A 24,025-nucleotide genomic window follows, 5' to 3' on the forward strand; every position below is an offset into this window, starting at 1 on the left:
CAGAGTTGATATCAATATCTCAGTTCAGTAGTTAGTTGGTTAGCAGATTTGTTCGTATGTTACACTCCAAGTCTGACCTCTACAACTGATGCGAACGAGTTCGCTTCAGTTCCAACCTCCAACAGTCAGAGTAGTGACTGTTGAAACTATGCAAAGGTGGGGAGTGAAACGACCTATTCCCAAACCATTTCAGCCCGAACCTAGACTGTAAGAAGTGAGGAAAAAACGAATGCCTTTTCTACCTGTCGCGCTCTTTCCCCACTCTATCCCCAACCTTTCACAATTCTGAATTGTGAAAGCTAATCAGGGGTTGATTTTGATAGAGTATCCTTATCAATCTGTATCAAGTGGTTAAACTTCCGGATAGTATCTTTCTGTTTTGATTTAGCACTAGGCAACGAGTTACAGGCATAACTGGAGTTAGGCAGGAGGGGTAATAACCTAATAAATCAACAGCGACAGACCATAAAAAAAGAGGTTGGGTACTTTATCCCCACCTCACATCATATTTTGTGGTTCATGGTCAATAGCGACACGCAGGTCTTGATGCTCTCTTTTCTGAGTCCAATCTAGCACACGATTTAAAACTTGGGATAACTGTGGCTCCTTACGATATTTTACAATCATCTGGTAGTGATAGAGGTTATGCGTCCGCGCAATCGGTTTGGGAGTTGGTCCGAGGAGCTGAATCTGATCGCTCAGATGATCCCGTAACATTTTCATAACCTCAAACGCTTTTTTGACAACAACCTCTTCTGACTTATGTGACAAGGTCACACCAACTGTATAGTAGTAGGGTGGGTAGCCCCAAAACCTACGCATCCCCATTTCATACTGATAAAAGCCCTCGTAGTCCTGCTCCTTGGCAAAGGAAATGGCATAGTGAGTGGGATTATAAGTCTGAATCACAACCTCCCCTGCCTTATCGGCTCGACCTGCCCGGCCTGCCACCTGAGTAAGGAGCTGAAAGGTACGTTCTGCAGAACGAAAATCCGGTAAATTCAAAGCTGTATCTGCATTTAAAACTCCGACCAGGGTCACATTTGGAAAATCCAACCCCTTGGCAATCATCTGCGTGCCAAGGAGGATATCTGCTTCACCGCGCCCAAAAGCTGTCAAGATTTTCTCATGACTGCCTTTTTTCCGTGTTGTATCGACATCCATACGCAGGATGCGAGTTTCCGGCAATAATGCCATTAACTCATCATAGGCCTTTTGAGTACCTGTTCCGTAATAGCGAATGGCCTGACTATGACAATTCGGGCAAAAACGCGGAATATCCTTTTGAAAACCACAATAATGACAGTTCATCGTCTTGGTATCCATGTGAAGAGTCAGAGAAATATCGCAATTCGGGCACTCATCCACCGCACCACAGTCCCGACACATCATAAAAGATGAATAACCACGACGATTGAGTAGCAAGACCACCTGCTCATTTTTCGCTCGTTTTTCCTTGATTTTCTCTAGTAAAACAGGGGTAAGCGTACTTGCTTCCAGCTGACCAATGTAATCCCTAAAATCGACAATTTCTACAGACGGAATCTGAGCCTGAGGATTAGCACGTTGGGTTAGTTTCAAAAAGCCGTACAGACCCTTGCTAGCCCGCGCCCGACTTTCCAAACTCGGAGTCGCTGACCCCAATACCAAGACCGCTTGATTATACTCCGCCCGTAGTGTGGCCACGTCACGCGCATGGTAGCGTGGATTAGAGTCTTGCTTATATGTCGCCTCATGTTCTTCATCAATGATAATAGCTCCGATATTGGTCAAGGGGGCAAAAATCGCTGAACGAGCCCCTACAACCACCTGAGCAGCACCGCGCTCAATTTTGCGCCACTCATCGTACTTTTCTCCATCTGACAAGCCCGAGTGCAGGATCGCTACTTTCTGACCAAAACGGGCGATAAAGCGATTCGTCATCTGTGGGGTCAAGGAAATTTCAGGCACTAGCATAATGGCTGTTTTCCCTTGCTTCACGACATGGTCAATGACTTGCAAATAGACCTCCGTCTTCCCGCTCCCTGTCACCCCTTCCAAGAGATAGGTTCTACTCGTATGACCGATTTCTGAAACAATTTCTCGGACTGCTGTTGCCTGCTCGCTATTAAGCTGTAACGGTTCAGCTTCTTTCACATGGTCAAAATAAATCTGTGCACGGTTGACTTCTTCTTCCCACACCTCAATGGCGCCCTGTTCTTGAAAATAACGAATGTTTTCTGCCGAAAAATCTTGACGTAGGTTCGCCAGAAGTGCTGACCCTGCTTGCTGTAACAAGGTTTCTTTTAAAGCCTGCCGTTTTTTAGCACGGTTACTAATCTCAATCTCCTGCAACTGTTCCTGATGTACTCTATACCATTTCTCGGTCTTAATCTGCTTCTTATCCTTGGCTACATAGTCTACCACAATTTTTCCGGCCTGGGCTAGACGCATGACACGTGCCTGCTGCATAAGATCCAAATCTGAGAAATGCACCCTCTCCTGACTGCCAAAAATCGCTCGCTTATCCGCAACCGACAAGCCTACTCCTTGTGAAAGTACCTTGTCATAAGAAGAATTGAGCAAATTAGGTAACATCGCTTTTAAGAGGGATATCTTATAAGCAAAGACCGTCTTTCGCAACTCATCTGCCAACCATAATTGCTCCACATTTAAAACAGGTGAAAAATCCAGTACCTCTACAATATCTTTCGTTTCAGTCTCAGAGGTTTCAGAAAAACCAACCACAATTCCTTGAATAAGCCTATTCCCATTTCCAAAAGGGACATGGACTCGCATTCCTACCTGTAACATGGTTTCAAATTCTTCTGGAATATGATAGGTGTAGGGACGGTCAGTCTGCATCAAGGGGACATCAACAATAATCTCTGCAAACATCCTTACTCCTTTCTATTACTATCGTTTCAACGACTCAAAAATCAAAATAAACCCAGTTGGAATGCCAACTGAGCCTTGCCTCTTAAATCTTATCGCCGTCTTCTTTTTCTTTGGCAATCTGCGCTTTAATCTTACGTTCTTCCTCTTCTTGACGAAGACGTTCTTCTTCTGCGCGACGACGAACCGCTTCACGTTTCGCTTCTGGATCTGGATGAATCACAACATGGCCAGATTCGATTTCTTCCAAGGCACGCAAGGTAGATTTGACAGAAGTAAACTCTTGAGTTGCCTTTGCTCCTGCTTCCAATTCATGCGCACGCTTTGCTTCTAAGATGACCAATGAATATTTTGAAGGCACCTTGTCCAATAACGTATCAATAGACGGTTTTAACATCATATCTCTTTTACCTAATTTCTAATTTTTTATCTCTTTTAGCATATCTTGATAATGACCAATGACACGGTCAACGCGGAAATGCTCTGCCTCAATAACCCGTTTCACTCGCTCGGCCGCTAAAGGCACTTCATCATTAACAATCGCATAATCGTATTCACGCATGAGAGCAATCTCTTCTCTTGCCTTTTCAATCCGTTGCGCAATAATTTCTGCGCTATCTGTGCCTCGTCCAACGAGACGCTCTTGCAGTTCATCCAAATCAGGCGGTGTCAAAAAGATAAAGACTGCATCGGGCACTTTCTTTTTTACCTGTAAAGCCCCTTGAACTTCAATTTCAAGAAAGACATCAACGCCCTTATCAAGCGTTTCATTCACATAAGTCAATGGTGTACCGTAGTAATTTCCTACATACTCTGCGTATTCTAGCATTTGTCCTTGACGAATCAACTCTTCAAACTCCTCACGAGTCCTAAAAAAATAATCTACTCCGTCTACCTCACCTGAACGCTGAGGACGAGTTGTCATCGAAACAGAATACTGAAATTTATTTTCTGAGCTTTCAAAAATCTCACGTCTAACCGTTCCTTTACCGACCCCAGAGGGTCCTGAAAAAACGATTAACAAACCACGATCTGCCATTATATCTCCTTCACAATCTTTCTCTTTAGTGTATCAAAAAAACAAGCCTTTTTCAACTGATTTTCATTATCTTCTCCAATAAAAATTGTAATACTTGGCAAGCATTACCATTTACCTTTTTTGAGTGTCTTTTCGGTAACACTCGTCACTCATCACCTTCTTTTATTTCTTTCTCATCTTACTGAACGTCAGTTCTATCTTCGGTTTAGAAGAGGAGAACTTTTTTAACCGTATCCCAAACCTATCACAATTTTCAATTATAAAAACCAGTCAGATGTTGATGTTTACCGCCTGTAATATATAGACTTTTAGTTTGCTTTTCGTACTAGGCAACGAGCTACAAGCTGTACGAGAGTAGGGCAAAGCAAGTGAACCAAGTGCTATAGTCATTTCGTTTCTATTTTTTATTACTTCGTTCACTCGTCTTGCTGTACTCCAGTACTACCTGCGACTGGTTGCCTAGTACTAAAAATAAACGAAATGACTATATCACATGCTAGGATAAGTCAGCTATCCTATCTTTCCACAAACATTACTGGAGCCTTATTTCAATATCTTTGATGAAGCCAAAAAGATTAGCTCCTACGAACTAATCTTTTTACATTCTTATTTAGCAATCTCTGTTGCCCGCGTTTCACGAATAACGGTCACCTTGATATTTCCTGGATAGTCAAGATTATGTTCAATCTTCTCACGGATATCGTGGGCTAAAATAGTAATGTTATCATCATCGACAATATTTGGATGTACGATGATACGAACCTCACGACCTGCTTGAATTGCATAGGCTTGCTTGATACCATCAAAGCTATTCGCAATTTCTTCCAAATCTTGGAGACGTTTAATATAGGCTTCCATAGATTCACGACGGGAACCTGGACGAGCTGCACTGAGAGCATCGGCCGCTGCCACAATCACCGCAATAGTGCTTGTCGCCTCTACATCACCATGGTGACTAGCAATGGCATTAACCACCACTGGATGCTCCTTGTATTTCCGAGCCAACTCGGTTCCAATCTCAACATGGCTACCATCTACCTCACGGTCAATGGCTTTTCCAATATCATGCAAGAAACCTGCACGGCGAGCCATCGCAACATTTTCACCGAGTTCTGCTGCAAGTACACCAGCCAACTTCGCCACTTCAATTGAATGGCGAAGCACATTTTGACCATAAGATGTACGAAAATGCAAACGTCCCATGGTCTTAATCAAATCTGGATGCAGGTTTGGCGCTCCGATTTCATAGGCAGCTGCCTCACCATATTCCCGAATGCGATTATCCATTTCCACGCGGTATTTTTCAACCAACTCTTCGATACGAGCAGGATGAATACGACCGTCCTGCAATAGGGCTTCCATCGTCATGCGCGCGATTTCTCGGCGTATCGGATCAAATCCAGATAAGACAACCACTTCTGGCGTATCATCAATGATGACATCAATTCCAGTCAAACTCTCAAAAGTGCGAATATTACGCCCTTCCCGTCCTATAATCCGACCTTTCATGGTATCATCTGGAAGATGTACAGATGTAATGGTCTGCTCTGCTACATACTCACCTGAAATCCGTTGCATGGCTTGAGCCAGCAAATCTTTTGCTGTCTTATCTGCTCGTTCCTTGATTTCCCGCTCTGCTTCTTTGATACGTGTCGCAATTTCATGCGCCATCTTATCTCGTGTGTCACGTAAAATCAAATCACGTGCTTCTTCTTGAGTAAGCGAAGCTACTCGTTCCAATTCAAGAGCCTTTTGCTCTTCTAATTTTGCAACTTCTTCTTCACGCTCTTCAATGTGTTTAGACTTATCTGTAAGGGATTGCTCCTTTTGCTCCAGAGCTTTTTCTTTATTTGTTAAATTATCGTCTTTACGGTCCAAGCTACTTGCACGTTCTGTCAAGCGCGCTTCTGTTTGTTTCAATTCTTGTCGCTCTGACTTAAATTCTTCCGCAATTTCTTCACGATATTTTCGAGCGTCTTCTTTCGCTTCTAAAAGCAATTCTTTTTTCAAGGTCTGGTGGTCACGTTCTGCAACAACCATAATATGGTCTGCTTCTCGCTCTGCTTTTCCACGAATATTACTTGCTTCTTGTTCAGCGTTTAAAAGTGTCAGTTCTGCAGCTTCTTTTGCAGCTTTCATTTTTAAAGAAATCGCTAGATAACCAATAACTAAACCAATGAGAACGGAAATAAAGGCAACACCTATAGACATTGTTGTCATTTTTCCACCTCTTTTTTATTTATTTTAGATTCAAAAAATCCTCTTTCATTCTACCATATTTTCAATCATTTCACAATGTCAAAGTAAAAAATCCAACACCCTAGTCATAAAGAAAATGCCTGAAACCATTTTCTGATTACATGCATTTTTACAACATATTTTCACAAAACTTGTCATTTAACAGGGCTAATCTCCCGTTTTCAATACCATTATAGCCGTTTCATTTATTTTTAGTACTAGGCAAGGAGTCGCAGCTAGTACTGGAGTACAGCAAGACGAGTGAACGAAGGAATAAAAATATAAACGAAATGACGATATCATCTATTTTTCTTCTTACAAAGCAATCTTCCCTGTAAAACATTGCTTTTTGAAAACGAATCTTTCCCCATGCGTTTGCCATAAAAAAGTGCTATCCATTTGTCAAATCAAGTGATCAGTATGAAAAAGATTTTTCTTTCGAGTTAGTACATCTACTGACAAGAAAATCATGAACGGTACCGATAGGAGAGCGGTCACTAGATATGAACATCATTCTCATCATATTTCCTATGTTTGTCCCAGCAAAATATGCTATAATCGTTTTAACTAAAGGAGGATTTTTATGACCAAAGAAGTACTTGTTGAAAGTTTCGAGCTAGACCACACCATTGTCAAGGCACCCTATATTCGTATGATTTCAGAAGAATTCGGGCCCAAGGGAGATGTGATTTCAAACTACGATATCCGCTTGGTTCAACCCAATGAAGATGCCATTCCTACTGCCGGTCTCCATACCATTGAGCATTTACTAGCTCTTCTCATCAGAAAACGTATGAATGGTTTAATTGACTGCTCACCATTTGGTTGCCGGACAGGTTTTCACATGATTATGTGGGGCCAGCATTCCACAACCGACATCGCCCACATCATCAAAGCTTGCTTGGAGGAAATCGCAGAGGTCACGACTTGGGAAGATGTACCTGGAACCACCATTGAATCCTGTGGCAACTACAAGGATCACAGCCTCTTTTCTGCCAAAGAATGGGCGAAGCTCATCCTATCTCAAGGCATTTCAGACGACCCCTTTGAACGCCGCCCAGTCTAATACTCGCCCAAAAAGCCCTGGAAAACCCAGAGCTTTTTACCTTGCTATGGTAAATTGTTTGTTTGCACAATCTTAATCTGCCACCTTGGAAGCTGTTATAGCCGTTTCGTTTATTTTTAGTCTAGGCAACGAGTCGCAGCTAGTACTGGAGTAGAGCAAGACGAGTGAACGAAGGAATAAAAATATAAACGAAATGACGATATCGCTTCGATAACCTCTCCGACGGTTGCTGCATCTCCTAATTCTGAAACGATTTCTGTCCCCTCCTCGTTCCATGTTGTAACAGTAAAGGGTTCTTTTGCTTCCCTGTCACTAGGAAAGAAACCACCATTCCACTCACTAATTGGTTCTTCAGGAGAAAGCTTTTGAGAATGCTCCCGAAGATAGGACTCTTCGCCTGACTGATACTGTTTAACCAAGGCACGAATCGTCCGATTCTCACTATCTGCTTTGATAGCTGGTTCACCAGAAACTTCTGTTGCTGTCAGTTTTTCTAATAAGGAAAGCGTAGCTCCAACTGCTAGCATAACAACGGAACTACTGGTACACTTTTTTCTTCGTGACTACCACTGTATCACAGAATTGAAAAACACAAGTCTATTTTTGTAAAATTTTTGTGTTAATAGTAAAGTTAGAGCTTTTAAAAAAGAACAGTTTCTAAGCCCCATTCACCACTCTCAATTGTGGAGGGGCTATTTTTGACGAGTATTTATACTCTATAAAAATGAAACTCTAACGAGGCAATGAAACCGCAGGTAGAACTCTGTTCTTTCTTGTTTTAAGGGAACAGGCTAAAAACCTCCTCTGGTGCTTTTTACTCAGCAAAGCGAGTTAACGACGTCTGATTTTGATTTTTGACGAGTATTACAATCTCCTGTTACTTGATAACCTCAATTAGAAAACGACCAGGGACAGAAATCCATCCTTGGTCGTTTTTTATTTTTATGGACTACGGTATCTGTAATGAACATCAGTAATCCAAATCATCCGCATATCCCGCACCATTTCCAACGAAATAGCCTGTTTTGGCATTCAATGAAAAGAGATAGGTTCCGTCTGGACGGAAGAGGTTATAATAACCATTTCCATTGATGATGTTGACCCGTTCCAAAATGTAGTTATAGCCAGACACGTATCCCCGCTCTTGAGAAACGGCAATAATCGTCTCTAAGATACCTGGATTAAAGGTCCATGCTGGGTTGTTAACATCATCAATCTTGGCTTGGTCATACGGTACACGGCTGAGGTGACGTTGTAGAGTGACACCTGCCGGAACTGCGATTCCATACAGAGGAACTGTACCAACATCACCGCCATCTGTCTGAACAGCAGGGACTGTTGGCTCTACACTTGCAGGGACTTCTACATTAGAAGACGAAGCTGCTGCATTTGCAGATGAATCTAAGCTAGTAGCTGTCTGCTGTGAACGACCGAGATTAATCGCTGCTGTAATTTTAGTATCAACGGCTGCGATACCTGTAGTTGCTGGAGTTAAGTTCTCTCCAGCTTTAACCGTTGCAGTTGTATCCAAATCACCATCAACAATAATCGGTTTATCGAACTGACTATTTAGGGCTTGAACGGCTTTAATGGCTGCTTCAAGACGATCATACTTCTTCTTAGCCGTTTGATAAGCGGCTGTTTTCTTGTCCATCTGATCCAAAATCTTCTTCAATTCTGGCAGTTGTCCAAAGACACTATTCTTCAGTTTACTCTGTTCCTTATCCACGAAGAAAGTGGTATATAAATCATTAAAGGCTGTAACAGTCGTATCTTCCTTACTTGAGCTGCTACTTTGGCTGGTCGAACTTGAAGAAACATGTGTTTCCTCAACTGTTTCCGATTGCTTCATCCACACAAAAGCTAAGGAAAGGGCTGTGATAAAAAGGAAAGCTAATACTGCCCAAATGACCAGTGGCTGACGAGAGTTTTTTTCCTCTTTTTCAAGAGGATTAAATGGTTCCGGTTCAGAATCAAGCAACACCTCTTCATTATGAAGTTTTAGGGTTTCCACTTGTTCTTCAAGTGCCGCATCAAGAGAGTGTTCACCCTCTTCATTCGCCTCTTCTGCCTTGACTACCTCCTCATCTGTCAAAACTGGCAGCTCCATCTGCGTTTCATATTTTTCCAATTCAATCTCAGCTCTATGTTGCTTGATATAGCGATCTAACAGACCATCTTCTTCTGTCACACCTGCTTTGATTTCCTCATGCTTGCGGACGGCTTGACCTACCGTCATATTTTTCGCATCTTCAAAATCTAAAATTTTTTCTCCATCACTTGGGAGACCATTATTCTTTTCTGTATTCTTTACCATGTTTCTTCCTGCTCTTTCACCGCTCGCTTGACACGCTGTCCAAAAAATTGATAAAGGTCAACCTTTAATGTCCCGTTGTATAATTTCCGTTTTTTATCTGCTTGCCTGCCATAGCGCTGTTCAAATTGCTCATCACTGGTCAAAATGAACTTAGACCAAGTTGCTAAAGGCGCAAATGTTTCCCCCATTTCACGATAGAGAGTCACAATCGCCGTATCATCAAGTAAACGCTCCCCGTAAGGCGGATTTGAAATGATGACACCATTGATTTTACTCGTGTAAAAATCCTGCAGGCGCATTTGCTTAAAGGTAATATCCTCAGACACCCCTGCTTCACGTGCATTTTTCTTAGCAATCTCAATCATGCGACCGTCAATATCAAAACCAGAAATATCTAAGTGCATCTCCGTCCGAATCGCACTGCGAGCTGCTTGTCTTTCTTGCTCTACCAAGGCATTATCGACCCAATTCCACTCCTCAAAGGCAAAGGAACGCTGCAAACCAGGAGCCATATTGCGTGCCATCATCGCAGCTTCAATACAAAACGTTCCCGAACCACAAGTTGGATCAACCAGTGGCTTATCAGGATACCAGTTAGACAACTGCAAAATAGCTGCTGCCATATTCTCCTTAATCGGTGCACCGCCTTTTTCAACACGGTAACTTCGTTTAAAGAGACTGGATCCTGTCGTATCGATTAGAACCGTTGCTACATCCTTTAAAATCGATACTTCAATTTTGAATTCTGCTCCCACTTCCTGCAAGGGAACTCCTTCTGGACGTGAAAAATGCTGCTGCAATTTCTTAACAACTGCTTTTTTAGAAATGGCTTGCACACTCGGTTCATTGTGCAAGGTTGACTTAACACACTTGGCTTTTGAAATCGGAAATTTACAGCCCAAGGGCAGGTAATGTTCCCAATCCAAAGCAAAGACACCTTGAAACAGTTCTTCAAACGTCTTAGCTTTAAAGCTACCAATCACAATTTTAATTCTATCAGCCGATCTAAGCCAAAGATTGGTTTTAATCATCGTCTCGACATCACCCTCAAAGCGAACGCGACCATTCTCCACTTGACAGTCATATCCTAACTCACGAACTTCACGACCGACCACTGCCTCTAGTCCAGCCGCAGCCGTTGCAATAAATGTAAATGTTTTCTTCATGATTCTCCGATAATAAAAGCTAGCAAAGCTAGCCTACCTATATATGCAATTTTCTATAAGCCATGTTTTGTTCCAGTGGTACTAGGCACTACCACCTTCGATAATCATCTGTCTACTGCTTTTACGCAGTCAGGAAAATTCGTTCTGCTTCCGACCTTCCCATGCCCCGACCAAAATTTGGGTTGCTAGCTTGAGGGGTTTACCGCGTTCCACTTTTTATGTTTCCATAAAAACTCCGTCACTGTGGCACTTTTCAGATTTACTTGAGCATATCTTCTGACTTAGCTGTTTCAATCGCCGTAACGTATCGCTACGTCCCTAGGCTTATTGCTTCGCCTAGCACAAACACTACCGGCATCACAGCCGGTGCTAGCATGGACTTTCCTCATGGTAGATTACTACCATGCGATTATCCAAAAATTGCAAACATTCCACACACTAATCTTCTTGAGCAATTTGTTTGCCAAAAACTTCCTTTTCTAAACGATTTAAACGGCGCAGAATATCAAAGTTCGTCGCCGAAGAAACCCGCTCGGTTCTCAATGTTTCAGTATCTTCCATACTCGCTACAGCTGCACGTGGAGCATTTGCCATCTGTGCTTTCAAGCGAGCAATCTCACCTTTCAATTCTTTGATAATCGCTTCGTAGGCATCGTAGTCTTTCATGATTTCATCTAAAAAATCATTCACCTCATCTGGATCATAGCCTCGAAAACTGATCTTAAAGTCTTGTTCAAAAATATCTTTTGTCGTAAATTTAATACTTGCCATTTGCTACACCTCTATCTTTTAGAACGTCATTGTATCTATTATATGAAAAAATATAAGGAAAAATCAAGTCATATCATTCAATTTCTTCAAAATTTTCAACTATCTCATTCAAGCGCTCAAAAGTAAGCGTTTTTCTAGTATACTCTTCTTTTTTTAATATCAGGTGATAAAGATATTTCAATTTTGTTTCATTTTCGGGATCATAGAAAAGATAAGCACCATCTGTATTGTCTAATAAGAACTGATTATAGAGTCGAAATTGTTGCGGATTTTCATAGCGAGGATAGATCATTTTTACAAAATCAACCGACTTAAAATGAGCTAATTTTATCTGATTGACCTCGTTCCAATTTTCCCCATGATTTTCAAATAAAAAGAGCGTCGCTATGTGGAACTCATACCCCTCTTGTCGCAGGTCTCGAAGCACCTCTAAGCACCAGTATTCAAAGCCTAAATTGCCCGTCAGAATAAACCACTCCACTCCCTCTTCTAAGAAGTGAATCAGATCCATCCGAATGGCTTTTTTGATGATGGTCAATCGAGGATCCTTGTCTGAAAAAATTCCCAAATCAGTGTGGCGATAGCCTGTAATCAGTATCCGATCAATGTGCATTACTTGAACTCTTTTCTTATCTTGTGGTATAATATAATGATTTTATTTTATCAAGAAGGAGTTCTATGGTCAATTATCCTCATCAGGTTAGAAAAAAAAACAATAGAACCAATTCACATTCTTCTCCTCGGCAGGTGGACTTTGCCAATCGTGGCATGTCCTTTGAAGCCGCTATTAACGATAGCAACAACTACTATCTAGCCCATGGTCATGCTGTTATTCATAAAAAACCGACCCCTGTACAGATCGTAAAAGTAGATTATCCCCAAAGGAGCCGAGCCAAGATTGTTGAGGCTTACTTTAGACAGGCATCTACAACCGACTATTCCGGGGTCTATCAAGGTTACTATATTGACTTTGAAGCCAAGGAAACACGGCAAAAAACGTCGATGCCAATGAAAAATTTTCACCCGCATCAGATTGAACACATGAACCGAGTCCTAGAGCAAAGAGGAATTTGTTTTGTACTCCTTCACTTTTCAACACTGAAAGAAACCTATCTACTTCCTGCTTCTGCTCTGATTGATTTTTACAAAGTCGAAAACGGAAAGAAGTCCATGCCGATGAACTACATTCGTAAACATGGCTTTAAAATCGAGATGGGAGGCTATCCTTGTCTACCTTACTTAGAGATTGTTGAAAAAAATTTATTAGGTGGTGATACTCTTGAAAAACCCAAACCTTAAAAAAATGTGGGTCATTTTTGCCAACATCGCTCTGACTAGCTTCATCTGTGTATTTATCGCAGTCTTGTCACTAGTGATTTACTATGTCAAATCTGCTCCAACATTAACTGAAGAAGCATTGACTGCTACAGTTTCCAGTAAAATTTACGATAAGGACAATAATCTGATTGCCGATTTGGGGTCAGAAAAACGCTCGAATGCCAAAACATCTGAGATTCCAAAAGATTTAGTCAATGCGATTGTTGCTATCGAAGACCAACGCTTTTTCAACCATCGTGGAATCGATGTGATTCGGATTGCAGGTTCGTTTATCAATAATTTAAAAGGCGGACATCTTCAAGGTGGTTCTACTCTGGACCAGCAATTTATCAAGTTGACCTACTTCTCAACATCAACCCATGACCAAACTCTTAAGCGGAAAATTCAGGAAGCATGGTTGGCACTTCAACTAGAACGTCGCAACACCAAGCAAGAAATTTTGACCTACTATATCAACAAGGTCTTTATGGCAAATGGAAATTACGGAATGAAGACCGCTGCTAAAGCCTACTATGGAAAAGAGTTAAAAGACCTCACCCTCCCACAACTGGCACTCCTAGCAGGTATGCCCCAAGCACCCAATCAATACGATCCTTACACCCAGCCAGAAGCTGCCAAATATCGTAGAGATCTCGTATTGCAGCAAATGCTAGAGCAAAAATATATCTCCCAAGAACAGTATGAAAGTGCTGTTTTAACAGATATCGTAGATGGTTTACAACCTCTTTCAAATACGTCTGCTTACCCACCCTACATGGATAACTACCTCAAAGAAGTAATTGAAGAGGTTGAAATAAAAACCGATTATAATCTACTCACTACGGGAATTGATGTTTACACAAATGTTGACGTTGCTGCCCAAAAACAGCTATGGGATATTTATAACTCTGATACCTATGTCAACTACCCTGATGAGGACTTCCAAGTTGCCTCTACGATTGTCGATGTTTCAAATGGACATGTCATTGCCCAGCTCGGGTCTAGAAATCAAGCAACCAATGTTTCTTTCGGTACAAACCAGGCTGTTGAGACCAACCGAGACTTCGGATCTACCATGAAGCCTATTACCGATTATGCTCCTGCTCTTGAATATGGTATCTATAAATCGACAGCTGATACCATCGTTGATGCGCCCTATAACTATCCTGCTTCTAACACACCTGTTTATAACTGGGATCGAAACTATTACGGTTCCATGACCTTAAAAGCAGCCATTCAGTATTCACGAAATGTGCCTGCCGTTAAGACATTAGAAGCCGTTGGCTTAGATAAGGCCAATAAATTTTTAAACAGTCTAGGTATCTTTTATCCAGGACTACTCTATTCAAACTCGATTTCAAGTAACACAACAGATCCTAACTCCAAGTACGGCGCAAGTAGTGAGAAAATGGCAGCAGCCTATGCCTCCTTTGCTAATGGTGGCACCTACTACAAACCACAATATGTCAATAAGGTTGTTTTCAGCGATGGTAGTACAAAAGAGTTTGCTCCTGAAGGCAGCCGTGTCATGACACCTGAAACGGCTTATATGATGACCGATATGATGAAGAGTGTCTTGACCTATGGAAATGGTCTGAATGCAGTCATTCCAGGCCTACCTCAAGCAGGTAAGACAGGTACTGCCAATTATACAGAAGCAGAAATGGAAACTATTCTAGCCAATAATGAAGCAGCGAATTACAGCTCACTCGTTGTTCCTGATGAAAATTTCGTTGGCTACACAACACGCTATGCCATGGCTGTTTGGACAGGATATACCAATCGACAAACCCCTGTGTTAGACAGTGGTATTCCTATCGCAACAGACGTGTATCGCAGTATGATGACCTACCTCAATCCTATTGATAGTGCAAGCGATTGGGAAATTCCTAGCGGAGTAAACCAGTACGGAGCCTATCTATATTTGGATGGAAGTTATCCTCAATACACCTACATTCCAAGCACTAACACTGCTCCAAGTAGCTCCACTCCATCATCGAGCTCTTCAACTGCAAGTTCTACAAGCCCAGGCGCAACTGATCCAACAACTGATCAACCAATAGAACAGCCCCAAACAGGTACTCCAGCTAGCACGACACAAGAGCAGCCTGTACCCTCCAATCCAGCGCCAAGTTCTTCACAATAAAAACCGGCACAGTCCGCACTATCCTACTTACTTGTTATACTGGACTCGTAAAAAAACACTCCTCTAACCTGTGTGAAAAAACAGTCCTCTAACCTATGTGAAAAAACAGTCCTCTAACCTGTGTGAAAAAACAGTCCTCTAACCTGTGTGAAAAAACAGTCCACTGGACTGTTTTTTTCCCCCACATTTATGATAAGATAGAACTATGAAACCAGAACAATTTTACACTGCCTTAGAAGCACAAGGCTATCCTTTAACAGACAAACAAAAAGAGCAATTCGCCCTATATTTTTCCCGCTTGATTGAATGGAATGAAAAAATTAACCTAACGGCTATCGTGGATGAGGAGGGGGTATACCTCAAGCATTTCTATGATTCGCTTGCCCCTATCCTGCAAGGCTATCTCACCAATGAACCCCTTTTCCTTCTCGATATCGGTGCAGGGGCTGGATTTCCGAGCTTACCTATAAAAATTCTCTTCCCCGAACTAGACGTTACCATCATTGACTCACTCAACAAACGGATTCAGTTTCTGACTACATTGGCTCAAGAATTAGACTTATCTAACGTCCACTTCTATCACGGACGGGCTGAAGATTATGCCCAAAATAAGAATTTCCGAGCCAAATTCGATATCGTAATGGCCCGAGCAGTGGCTCGCATGCAAATTCTAGCTGAATTGACCATTCCTTTTCTCAAGATAAATGGAAAACTAATTGCCCTCAAGGCCTCAAACGCCGAAGATGAACTAATCCAAGCAAAAAATGCTTTGACACTTCTCTTTGCTAAAGTTATCGAAACGATGGACTACCTCCTCCCAAATGGAGATCCACGAACCTTAACCATTATCGAGAAGAAAAAAGAAACGCCAAACAAATATCCACGAAAAGCAGGTATGCCCAACAAACGACCATTATAAAAAAAGGAGATGAGTACTCATTTCCTTTTTTGAGTTAAGTTACTTACTCCTTATACTTAACTAATTTTAAAAATAGCGAATTTTTGTAAAATCAAAAACTAGTTTTCAAGAGAAAGCGAACGTAGTGAGCTAAAAGGCTACTTCCACCGTAGTGGTATCCCCGGCAATAAATACCTTGTTGCTGAGGACAGGATTTTCAAAACCTTTGGCTCGAAAATTAAGAATGAAACGCTGGAGGAGCTTGCTTTCTGTCCGCACAACTTAAGGAAGTAGTAAGAAATGCTAATTTTGATTTTAAATGAGTATTAACCAGCTCACCTCCTGTGCCTACAACTCACACAGCCTATTCAGTTATAGTCTTTTCGTTTATTTTTAGTACTAGGCAACGAGCTACAGGCGGTACTGGAGTACGGCAAAGCGAGTGAACGAAGTCATAAAAGATAAACGAAATGACTATAACATCCAACATAGCTGCTAAGTTGTAGACACAGACCGTTCTGATTGAAACTATACCAAGAAGGATCGACCCACTATTACTCAAGTCATAAGATATGGCACCATAAGTAAACGGGGAATGATAATCGATATCGGTTGACTCTTTTTGATTGTAATTGAATACCACCAATCACTTTTTAGCTAACAAGATCCATCCAAGACTTATATAGACTTGTAAGAGCGGAAAAGAACGCGACAGATAGAAAAAGGAGGCCGTTTTTCCTCACCTCCTACGTTCTAGATTTGGGCTGAAACGGTCTGGGACTAGCCTGTTTCACTCCTCCCGCACAGTTGATGAGAGGGGAGATTTGGGGCCTAAAAAGTGAACAAAGTAGGAGGTTTTCAGTCTGTTCCCTTGAAACAAAAAGCAAGAGCCTGGCATTTCCAACCTCCAAGGTCGTGATAAACATTGGAGCAATCAACCACTGCGCTGAAATGTTGATGTAAATTACGAGAAATAAAGTTGGGCAAAAAAGCCCAACTTTTCGTTATAGGATCCTCTCCTTACAGCGAGGATTGATGAAACAGAAAGTTTCCATATTTCCCTAATAACTATACCAAAACACAGATATAGCCACTATCTCCAAGGATTGTAAAAACGTCCGCCATTGATGACAAACAAAACTCCCGTTAAAAACAAGATACTCATTGCCAATACTAGGACCATATAATCATTTTTTCTGAGGGCTTGATATGTATACCATGTCCGTTTTTTATTTTTCCCAAAACGGCGCAACTCCATCGCTGTCGCGATAATATCTATCCGTGATAAGGAACTAAAAATTAGCGGGATTACAAGCGCTAAATTCCCCTTAATTCGTTCTAGCAACTTGCCTTTAGGAGATAGTTCAATTCCTCTAGCCTCCTGCGACATTCGAATAGTGTAAAATTCTTCTTGAATATCTGGAATATAGCGCATGGTCAAGCTGACCGAATAAGCTACTTTGTAGGAAATACCTAATTGATTCAAACTTGATGCAAATTGGCTCGGATGCGTGGTCATCAAAAAGATGACAGCAAGGGGAATTGTACAAAAATACTTCAGAAGAAGATTTAAGAGATAAAAGAGTTCTTGACTGGTCAAGGTATAGGCACCGACCCCTGACCACAGAACTGTCTTTACACCATACAGCTCAACCCCATATTCCGGAGCAAACAGATAGACCATTACAGCATTCATCAGCGCAAAAATGGTTGTCACAATAAAAACAAGGGACACATCCTTGAGGCGAATCTGCGACCATTTAAATAGACAAAGGGACAAAACAGCAATCCCAAAGATGAAGCGAGTGTCATAAGTAACCATAGCAGCTACTGAGACAAGGAGGAAAAAGATGAGTTTACTAACGGCTGATAAGTCATAAATGCCTCCCTGACCAGCCCGATAGCCAATGATATTTATCCCTTTCATCTATTCTTTCCTTTCTCTTTCCATGTAAAATCGGGTCAAAGCTAAGGCATCAACACCTAGTTTTTTAGCCAAGTGGAAAATACTCGTTTCTTTCAAATTCGCAGCCTCAATAAGGCTCTGAGCGGTCAAGACACTAGCCGGATGAGCAGCATCCACAATCTGCCCGTCCACTAGAACAATGGCTCGGTCAGAATAATCCAACATCAGTTGCATATCGTGCGTAATCATGATAATGGTATGCCCTTGGCGATTCAATTCATCCAGAAAATTCATAATTTCGGTATAATTTCGCTGGTCTTGACCTGCTGTCGGTTCGTCCAGTAAAATAATTTCTGGATTTAAAACCAAAATAGAAGCAATGGTGACCCGTTTTTTCTGCCCGAATGAGAGCGCTGAAATCGGCCATTTACGAAAGGCATAAAGCCCACAGGTGCGAAGAACTGCTTCCACTTTTTCGGTCACATCTGCTTCTGCAACTCCCCGCAAACGCAATCCTAGAGCCACTTCATCAAAAATCATCGTCTGGCTAATCATCTGGTTGGGATTTTGCAAGACATAACCAATGCGCTCTGCACGCTCCTTGATTGAATCAGACAGAATGGACTGACCATTCCACAAAATGTCACCTGAAACCTCTACAAACTGACACAGGGCCTTGGCGAGGGTTGATTTCCCTGCACCATTCTTCCCAATAATCGCTAGACGCTCTCCCTGACGAATGGAGAAATGGATATCCTTAAGGACCTCCTTGTCACCATAGGAAACGCACAAATGCTGCACTTCTATCAAGGAACGATCCAACTTTTCCTCCACGACAAGCGCCGGTAATTCTCCTACCTGGACATCTGTCAAGGTTAATTGTTCTATACTTGTCACATCTGCTTCCTTGTCCAAATCATAGTCTAATTGGCGCAAAGTAGTCACATAGAGCGGCTCCCGAATACCGTTTTCACGCAATAAATCAGAACGGAGCAAGGCATCAGGCTCACCATTGTACAAGATTCGTCCCTCACTGATCAAGACAATCCGATCCACCTGGCGATAAAGCACATCTTCTAGGCGATGTTCAATGATGATGGTTGTGGTCCCCTGCTCCTTATGTAGCCGATCAATCAACTCAATCGTATCTTGCCCTGATCTAGGATCAAGATTGGCTAACGGCTCATCAAAAAGCAGAATCGGACTCTCATCAATCAAGACTCCTGCTAAACTCACTCGCTGCTTTTGTCCACCAGATAGATCCTGTGGTCTATGGCTCAATAACGCCTGCAAATCCAACCGTTCCGCCCAGCTATGAATCCGTGTCTTCATTTCCTCCAGAGGCGTGACATCATTTTCAAGGGCAAAGGCTAAATCCTCCGCTACACTGAGCCCGATGAATTGCCCGTCCGTATCCTGCAGAACAGTACTGACAAAGAGGGACTTTTCATAAATCGACTGTTCAAAGGCATCTTTTCCATCAATCCGCAAACTTCCTGTCCTTGTCCCTGGATAGATATTTGGAATAATACCATTCAAACATTGACCCAAGGTGGATTTTCCAGAACCCGATGGACCTACAATCAAGACTTTCTCCCCTTGATAAATGGTCAAATCAATCTCATACAAGGTGGGGTCTTGTTGAGCATGGTACTTAAAACTAAAGTTTTCAAACTCAATGATTGCTTTTTTCATAAACACTTCTATCTCATTTCTTCCGCAGTTAGCCCTTGGGATATTCTTTCAAGTGACTGTTCAAACGTTTCCTACCCTACTATTTTACCACAAAGTCCCCCTAAAGCTACATCATTTTGTTGATGTGGAGAAGCTTGTTCTCATACTTTATAGTCATTTCATTTATCTTTTATGACTTGGTTCACTCGCTTTGCCGTACTCTACAACTTCTTCTGTCGTTATCCCACCTTGCAGAACGTCAGTTCTACCGTCGGTTAAAGAAAGAGAGCTTTTCTATCCTTATCTCCAAGCTTTCACCATTCTCAGTTGTGAAAACGGGTCAGATTTGATGACTATAGAATATAAAAACCTATATTCACACATACGGTACCTTGATTCAAAAGGACATGTTTCAATATGACATCAATATCTCTTCAAGAAACTGACATCATATTGAAAAAATGAACAATAACTAGTTAAAAACTAGCCTTGAATCAACGCATGTAGCTGTGAATACAGGCTTCTGCATTTGAGATGTTGGTTTTAATTTTATTGTGCAACTAATTCATCCAGAACTTCCCCAATCATAGCCAAGCGTTCTACGACTTCTTCTCGGGTCAGTTGATGTTCCGCGACATAACGGTTGCGTGGATGAACACGGCATTTGTGCGAACAACCGCGGAGGTATTTGTTCTCATTGTCTTCTGAAGTCAAGATACGGCGGTTGCAGAATGGATTGCCGCAGTTAACATAGCGCTCACATGGAGTTCCGTCAAACCAATCTTTTCCAACTACTATAGGGTCTACATGGTTAACATCCACAGCGATACGCTCGTCAAAGACATACATTTTCCCGTCCCAAAGCTCACCACGAACTTCTGGATCTTTTCCATAGGTCGCAATTCCACCATGTAGCTGACCAACATCTTTGTAACCCTCACGAACCATCCAGCCAGAGAATTTCTCGCAGCGGACACCACCCGTACAGTAAACCACGACACGTTTGTCCATGAATGTTTCCTTGTTATCACGGACCCATTGTGGCAACTCACGGAAGTTGCGAATGTCTGGACGAATAGCGCCGCGGAAGTGTCCAAGGTCATACTCGTAGTCATTACGCGTATCCAAAACAACAGTATTTTCATCCAAAAGGGCTTCTTTAAATTCTTGTGGTGAAAGGTAAGCCCCTGTCGTTTCAAGCGGGTTAATATCTGCATCGAAATCATTGTCCTCTAAGCCCAAGTGAACAATTTCTTTCTTGTAACGAACAAACATTTTCTTGAAAGCTTGCTCTTCTTCCTCATCAATTTTGAACCAAAGGTCTTCCATACCCGGAAGCGAATGAACATAGTCCATGTATTTTTGGGTGGTTTCATAATCACCAGAAACCGTTCCATTAATTCCCTCATCTGCTACAAGGATACGACCTTTTAAGCCGATTGCTTTACAAAATGCCAGATGTTCCGCCGCAAATTCTTGCGCATTTTCAATCGGAACATATTTGTAATACAGTAAGACACGAATATCTTTTGCCATAAGATTTCTTCTCCCCTTTTCTTTCTAATTTTATCATTCATACTCTCTCAAAATCAATATCTGATTGGGTTTCACCATTAAAAATTGCGAAAGGCTGGAGATAAGGATAGCAAAGCTCTCCTCCTCTAAATCGCAAATAAAGTCTTTTAGTGTGCTTTTAGTACTAGATAACGAGCTTGCCTGTACTAGAGTACGACAAAGCGAGTGAACCAAGTCATAAAAGATAAACGAAATGACTATAAAACCGAAGTTCAATAAGGTGAGTGAGCAACGGAAGATACTGATTTTTGACGAGTAGCACTCCTCTATTATACTTCTCATATATAATGCAAAGCAATTTATTTGCCCGAAAATACAAAATGAAACCTGCTCAGCTATGAGTGAACAGGTTCCTTCTTCGTGACTAATTCTCGTCTTTAGACAAGCTGTTATTTTGCACTTGTTTCTTAGCATATACTGTTAACAAGAGGCTTCCCGCAATGGCAACAGTAGCAGCATTGATGCTTCCTGCAACCAATCCTTGCGTGAATACTTTATTGGCTGGTTCATGGTAGACCAAGACATCCAAAATCGGTGCTACTACACCCCATACAAGGATATTAGCCAGGAATTGCACACCGTTGAACAGCAGAGTATCCTTGATTGTAAACACACCCTCGCTGATGCGCAAGCGATATTTTAAGGTACCAACCATCAAGCCGAACAGGCCTGAAGCGAAAATCCATGACCACCATGGACCATACTGGAGGGAATCTTTAAGAGCATGCCCGATAAAGCCAACTAAGAAACCAACGATTGGACCAAAGAGAATCGCTAATAAAGACTGGACAGCGTACTGGAGTTGCACAGAGGTATTGGGAATGCCTAGTGGAATATTGATAACCAAGCTAATCACTACAAACAAGGCTGCCCCTATCCCTGTTCCCACAACTGTTTTAATCGAATTATTTTTCATAAATGCTCTCTTTCTTATTTCCTAGATACTCATTTTCTTGATTTCGATATGCCAATTGTGTCCAACTCCAACATTATAGGCCTTGGCAAAGGAACCTTGGTTAATCGCAAGACCCACACGATAGAGAGAATTGATATAGAGAAGAGGTTGACCAATACGGACATCCGCAAAGGACTTACCATAAGTCACTTGATTTTGATAGACTAGCATATCATTATTGTAAATGGTCACTTCAAAACGCTCTGTAAAGGTTGGATTAAGGCTATGAAACTCTTCGCGCGTAATGGACGTCCAGAGAGAACCAAAGCGAACATCCAAGATGTCAATTGCACCTTTGACAAAGTCTGTGCCAACTTCTGTTGCCACAGTCGGAATTTCGACAATATCCGCCACATTGAGCTCAGGTCCCACTTCTTCAAAGGTAATATGCCCAGAGGCTAGTTTTGCTCCTGTATACGCATAGACATCTCGACCATGGAAAGTATACGAATGCTCCGTATTAGCACGACGATTGGCCACTTCTGAAATCTCACGCACTGCCTTGATACCAACGTGTCGCTTAATGAAAGACAGGGTTCCGTTATCAGGGGTTACGATGTAATGGTTTTGCTCTGTCAGAGCTACGACGCTCTTACGTTTTGAGCCAACACCAGGATCGACAACAGATACAAAAGTCGTTCCCTCAGGCCAGTATTCCACGGTTTGAAATAGACGGTAAGCACCCTCAAAAATATTGTAGGGTGTAATATCATGTGTCAGATTATGCACCACTAAATCGCGCGATTCTTGAAGTGCCACTCCAATCATGGCAGACACCGCACCATCCACTAGACCGAAGTCTGACTGTAAAACAAGTAACTTATTTGACATAGCTGCTCCTATTGATAAAATTATTCTTCTATCATATCAAAAAATGACCGACTTGACCAATACAAAAACCCATTAAGATACGAGGGCGTATAAAAAGCGAACGAAAATTAGAAGACTGACGACGTGTTCGATGAACACAAGGATGGCTATCTTTTTTCCGAGCTTTTAGCCCGAGTTCGATTAAATCAAGATACGAGAGCGTAAAACAACTCCTAGAAAAAATAGACAATCGAAGCAGGTTGTCTTGCAACTAATGAGATTGGTCTTTTTTTCAGTGAGTTGTAGCTCAAGTTCGATTAAATCAAGATACGAGAGCGTAAAACAACTCCTAGAAAAAATAGGCAATCGAAGCAGGTTGTCTTGCAACCAATGAGATTGGTCTTTTTTTCAGTGAGTTGTAGCTCGAGTTCAATTAAGATACGAGGGCGTGAAGAAAATGGAAAGAAAAATAGGGAATCGGAGATGATTACTCCGGTAATCGATACGATTCATCTTTTTTCTACCATTTTTAGCCCGAGTTCAATTAAATCAAGATACGAGAGCGTAAAACAACTCCTAGAAAAAATAGACAATCGAAGCAGGTTGTCTTGCAACCAATGAGATTGGTCTTTTTTTCAGTGAGTTGTAGCTCGAGTTCAATTAAGATACGAGAGCGTGAAACAACTCCTAGAAAAAATAGACAATCGAAGCAGGTTGTCTTGCAACCAATCAGATTGGTCTTTTTTTCAGTGAGTTGTAGCTCGAGTTCAATTAAGATGTGAGGACGTAAAGAACATCTATCCTTACAGGATTCTCAACTGTAATCGGCTAAAGCCGAAACAGCTGCCTATTTTCTTTAAGTATGTACTGTCTTGCAAGCAATGACCTCGCTTTCTAGTTATAGTCTTTTAGTTTACTTTTAGTACTAGGCAAGGAGCTGCAGGCTGTACTGGAGTACAGCAAAGCGAGTGAACGAAGTAATATAGTCGTTTAGTCTATAAACAGTATTCTAAACTTTCATATACAGACTTTCCAGCTCTGAGTAGATTCCGAACCTTGTTTTTGAGAGTAGCCCAATATTGTTCAATCGGGTTGAGTTCAGGAGAATAGGGAGGTAATGGAAGAAAATAATGTCCCTTGCCTATGGCAAGCTTATCCAATTTCGCTTTAGGATGGAAGCTGGCATTATCCATCACAATAAGATGTGGCTCTGACAAAGAGGGTAAGAGCTGGTTATCAAACCATTTGGTAAAAAAGGCGCTCGTCATACTGT

Annotated in this window: 19 protein-coding genes and 1 other RNA gene; 4 read left to right on the forward strand and 16 right to left on the reverse strand. The window is 41.7% G+C overall.

Annotated features, from left to right (window positions below; all coding sequences use genetic code 11):
* Positions 1-498: 498 nt before the first annotated feature.
* The 4 genes from E4T79_RS08235 to E4T79_RS08250 form a co-directional block, all read right to left on the reverse strand.
* Positions 499-2,877 carry a primosomal protein N' gene (locus tag E4T79_RS08235; RefSeq protein WP_135029364.1) on the reverse strand — a complete coding sequence of 793 codons (2,379 nt, stop codon included), beginning with the start codon at positions 2,875-2,877 and terminating at the stop codon, positions 499-501.
* A gap of 82 nt (positions 2,878-2,959) precedes the next feature.
* Entirely contained in the window at positions 2,960-3,274 is a 315-nt protein-coding gene (gene rpoZ, locus E4T79_RS08240) for a DNA-directed RNA polymerase subunit omega (protein WP_135029366.1), read from the reverse strand.
* A gap of 18 nt (positions 3,275-3,292) precedes the next feature.
* Complete coding sequence (gmk, locus tag E4T79_RS08245; RefSeq protein ID WP_135029368.1) at positions 3,293-3,913, reverse strand: guanylate kinase; 621 nt, start codon at positions 3,911-3,913, stop codon at positions 3,293-3,295.
* 606 nt (positions 3,914-4,519) lie between these two features.
* Complete coding sequence (locus tag E4T79_RS08250) at positions 4,520-6,133, reverse strand: ribonuclease Y (RefSeq protein WP_135029370.1); 1,614 nt, start codon at positions 6,131-6,133, stop codon at positions 4,520-4,522.
* Between the two features lie 601 nt (positions 6,134-6,734).
* Between E4T79_RS08250 and E4T79_RS08255 the strand changes: the two genes are divergently transcribed.
* On the forward strand, positions 6,735-7,217 hold the full coding sequence (locus E4T79_RS08255; RefSeq protein WP_135029372.1) for an S-ribosylhomocysteine lyase: 483 nt from the start codon (positions 6,735-6,737) through the stop codon (positions 7,215-7,217).
* A gap of 116 nt (positions 7,218-7,333) precedes the next feature.
* Here the strand turns inward: E4T79_RS08255 and E4T79_RS08260 are convergent, their stop codons facing one another.
* The 6 genes from E4T79_RS08260 to E4T79_RS08285 form a co-directional block, all read right to left on the reverse strand.
* The gene (locus E4T79_RS08260) at positions 7,334-7,744 is read right to left on the reverse strand and encodes a hypothetical protein (protein ID WP_135029374.1); all 411 of its coding nucleotides are present in this window, start codon (positions 7,742-7,744) and stop codon (positions 7,334-7,336) included.
* 443 nt (positions 7,745-8,187) lie between these two features.
* On the reverse strand, positions 8,188-9,534 hold the full coding sequence (locus tag E4T79_RS08265; RefSeq protein WP_135029375.1) for a cell division site-positioning protein MapZ family protein: 1,347 nt from the start codon (positions 9,532-9,534) through the stop codon (positions 8,188-8,190).
* Positions 9,528-10,700 (reverse strand): class I SAM-dependent RNA methyltransferase, encoded by a 1,173-nt coding sequence (locus tag E4T79_RS08270; RefSeq protein ID WP_135029377.1) that lies wholly within the window; start codon positions 10,698-10,700, stop codon positions 9,528-9,530. The genes E4T79_RS08265 and E4T79_RS08270 overlap by 7 nt, the downstream gene beginning before the upstream one ends.
* Before the next feature lie 51 nt (positions 10,701-10,751).
* Positions 10,752-11,121: RNase P RNA component class B (rnpB, locus tag E4T79_RS08275), an RNA gene on the reverse strand.
* A 17-nt stretch (positions 11,122-11,138) separates the two neighbouring features.
* Positions 11,139-11,471, reverse strand: a complete 333-nt coding sequence (gene gpsB, locus E4T79_RS08280; protein WP_135029379.1) for a cell division regulator GpsB — start codon at positions 11,469-11,471, stop codon at positions 11,139-11,141.
* A 73-nt stretch (positions 11,472-11,544) separates the two neighbouring features.
* On the reverse strand, positions 11,545-12,078 hold the full coding sequence (locus tag E4T79_RS08285; protein ID WP_167752658.1) for a DUF1273 domain-containing protein: 534 nt from the start codon (positions 12,076-12,078) through the stop codon (positions 11,545-11,547).
* Between the two features lie 71 nt (positions 12,079-12,149).
* Here E4T79_RS08285 and recU point away from each other — a divergent pair, with 71 nt between their 5' ends.
* The 3 genes from recU (at position 12,150) to rsmG (ending at position 15,853) form a co-directional block, all read left to right on the forward strand.
* Positions 12,150-12,770 carry a Holliday junction resolvase RecU gene (gene recU, locus E4T79_RS08290; RefSeq protein ID WP_135029383.1) on the forward strand — a complete coding sequence of 207 codons (621 nt, stop codon included), beginning with the start codon at positions 12,150-12,152 and terminating at the stop codon, positions 12,768-12,770.
* A gap of 4 nt (positions 12,771-12,774) precedes the next feature.
* Positions 12,775-14,934, forward strand: coding sequence for a penicillin-binding protein PBP1A (gene pbp1a, locus E4T79_RS08295; protein WP_135029400.1), 2,160 nt, complete (start codon positions 12,775-12,777; stop codon positions 14,932-14,934).
* Between the two features lie 205 nt (positions 14,935-15,139).
* Positions 15,140-15,853, forward strand: a complete 714-nt coding sequence (gene rsmG, locus E4T79_RS08300; protein WP_135029385.1) for a 16S rRNA (guanine(527)-N(7))-methyltransferase RsmG — start codon at positions 15,140-15,142, stop codon at positions 15,851-15,853.
* A 1,072-nt stretch (positions 15,854-16,925) separates the two neighbouring features.
* Here the strand turns inward: rsmG and E4T79_RS08305 are convergent.
* From E4T79_RS08305 to E4T79_RS08330, 6 genes are all read right to left on the reverse strand, one after another.
* Positions 16,926-17,759: an energy-coupling factor transporter transmembrane component T gene (locus E4T79_RS08305; RefSeq protein WP_135029388.1), complete on the reverse strand. Its 834-nt coding sequence runs from the start codon at positions 17,757-17,759 to the stop codon at positions 16,926-16,928.
* Positions 17,760-19,433, reverse strand: coding sequence for an ABC transporter ATP-binding protein (locus E4T79_RS08310; RefSeq protein WP_135029390.1), 1,674 nt, complete (start codon positions 19,431-19,433; stop codon positions 17,760-17,762). It abuts the gene before it with no gap.
* 528 nt (positions 19,434-19,961) lie between these two features.
* Positions 19,962-20,948 (reverse strand): rhodanese-related sulfurtransferase, encoded by a 987-nt coding sequence (locus E4T79_RS08315; protein ID WP_135029392.1) that lies wholly within the window; start codon positions 20,946-20,948, stop codon positions 19,962-19,964.
* 403 nt (positions 20,949-21,351) lie between these two features.
* Positions 21,352-21,903, reverse strand: coding sequence for an ECF-type riboflavin transporter substrate-binding protein (locus E4T79_RS08320; protein WP_135029394.1), 552 nt, complete (start codon positions 21,901-21,903; stop codon positions 21,352-21,354).
* 21 nt (positions 21,904-21,924) lie between these two features.
* Positions 21,925-22,773 (reverse strand): S-adenosyl-l-methionine hydroxide adenosyltransferase family protein, encoded by an 849-nt coding sequence (locus E4T79_RS08325; RefSeq protein WP_135029396.1) that lies wholly within the window; start codon positions 22,771-22,773, stop codon positions 21,925-21,927.
* A 974-nt stretch (positions 22,774-23,747) separates the two neighbouring features.
* Positions 23,748-24,025 (reverse strand): transposase (locus E4T79_RS08330; protein WP_194183773.1); only part of this gene is annotated, 278 nt, incomplete at its 5' end.

Source organism: Streptococcus sp. LYSM12 (assembly GCF_004569635.1).
GTDB lineage: Bacteria > Bacillota > Bacilli > Lactobacillales > Streptococcaceae > Streptococcus.

Coding starts and splice junctions, on each gene's coding strand:
- E4T79_RS08235 (WP_135029364.1), bottom strand. CDS start 2,877: ATGTTTGCAGAGATTATTGTTGATGTCCCCTTGATGCAGACTGACCGT.
- rpoZ (WP_135029366.1), bottom strand. CDS start 3,274: ATGATGTTAAAACCGTCTATTGATACGTTATTGGACAAGGTGCCTTCA.
- gmk (WP_135029368.1), bottom strand. CDS start 3,913: ATGGCAGATCGTGGTTTGTTAATCGTTTTTTCAGGACCCTCTGGGGTC.
- E4T79_RS08250 (WP_135029370.1), bottom strand. CDS start 6,133: ATGACAACAATGTCTATAGGTGTTGCCTTTATTTCCGTTCTCATTGGT.
- E4T79_RS08255 (WP_135029372.1), top strand. CDS start 6,735: ATGACCAAAGAAGTACTTGTTGAAAGTTTCGAGCTAGACCACACCATT.
- E4T79_RS08260 (WP_135029374.1), bottom strand. CDS start 7,744: ATGCTAGCAGTTGGAGCTACGCTTTCCTTATTAGAAAAACTGACAGCA.
- E4T79_RS08265 (WP_135029375.1), bottom strand. CDS start 9,534: ATGGTAAAGAATACAGAAAAGAATAATGGTCTCCCAAGTGATGGAGAA.
- E4T79_RS08270 (WP_135029377.1), bottom strand. CDS start 10,700: ATGAAGAAAACATTTACATTTATTGCAACGGCTGCGGCTGGACTAGAG.
- gpsB (WP_135029379.1), bottom strand. CDS start 11,471: ATGGCAAGTATTAAATTTACGACAAAAGATATTTTTGAACAAGACTTT.
- recU (WP_135029383.1), top strand. CDS start 12,150: ATGGTCAATTATCCTCATCAGGTTAGAAAAAAAAACAATAGAACCAAT.
- pbp1a (WP_135029400.1), top strand. CDS start 12,775: ATGTGGGTCATTTTTGCCAACATCGCTCTGACTAGCTTCATCTGTGTA.
- rsmG (WP_135029385.1), top strand. CDS start 15,140: ATGAAACCAGAACAATTTTACACTGCCTTAGAAGCACAAGGCTATCCT.
- E4T79_RS08305 (WP_135029388.1), bottom strand. CDS start 17,759: ATGAAAGGGATAAATATCATTGGCTATCGGGCTGGTCAGGGAGGCATT.
- E4T79_RS08310 (WP_135029390.1), bottom strand. CDS start 19,433: ATGAAAAAAGCAATCATTGAGTTTGAAAACTTTAGTTTTAAGTACCAT.
- E4T79_RS08315 (WP_135029392.1), bottom strand. CDS start 20,948: ATGGCAAAAGATATTCGTGTCTTACTGTATTACAAATATGTTCCGATT.
- E4T79_RS08320 (WP_135029394.1), bottom strand. CDS start 21,903: ATGAAAAATAATTCGATTAAAACAGTTGTGGGAACAGGGATAGGGGCA.
- E4T79_RS08325 (WP_135029396.1), bottom strand. CDS start 22,773: ATGTCAAATAAGTTACTTGTTTTACAGTCAGACTTCGGTCTAGTGGAT.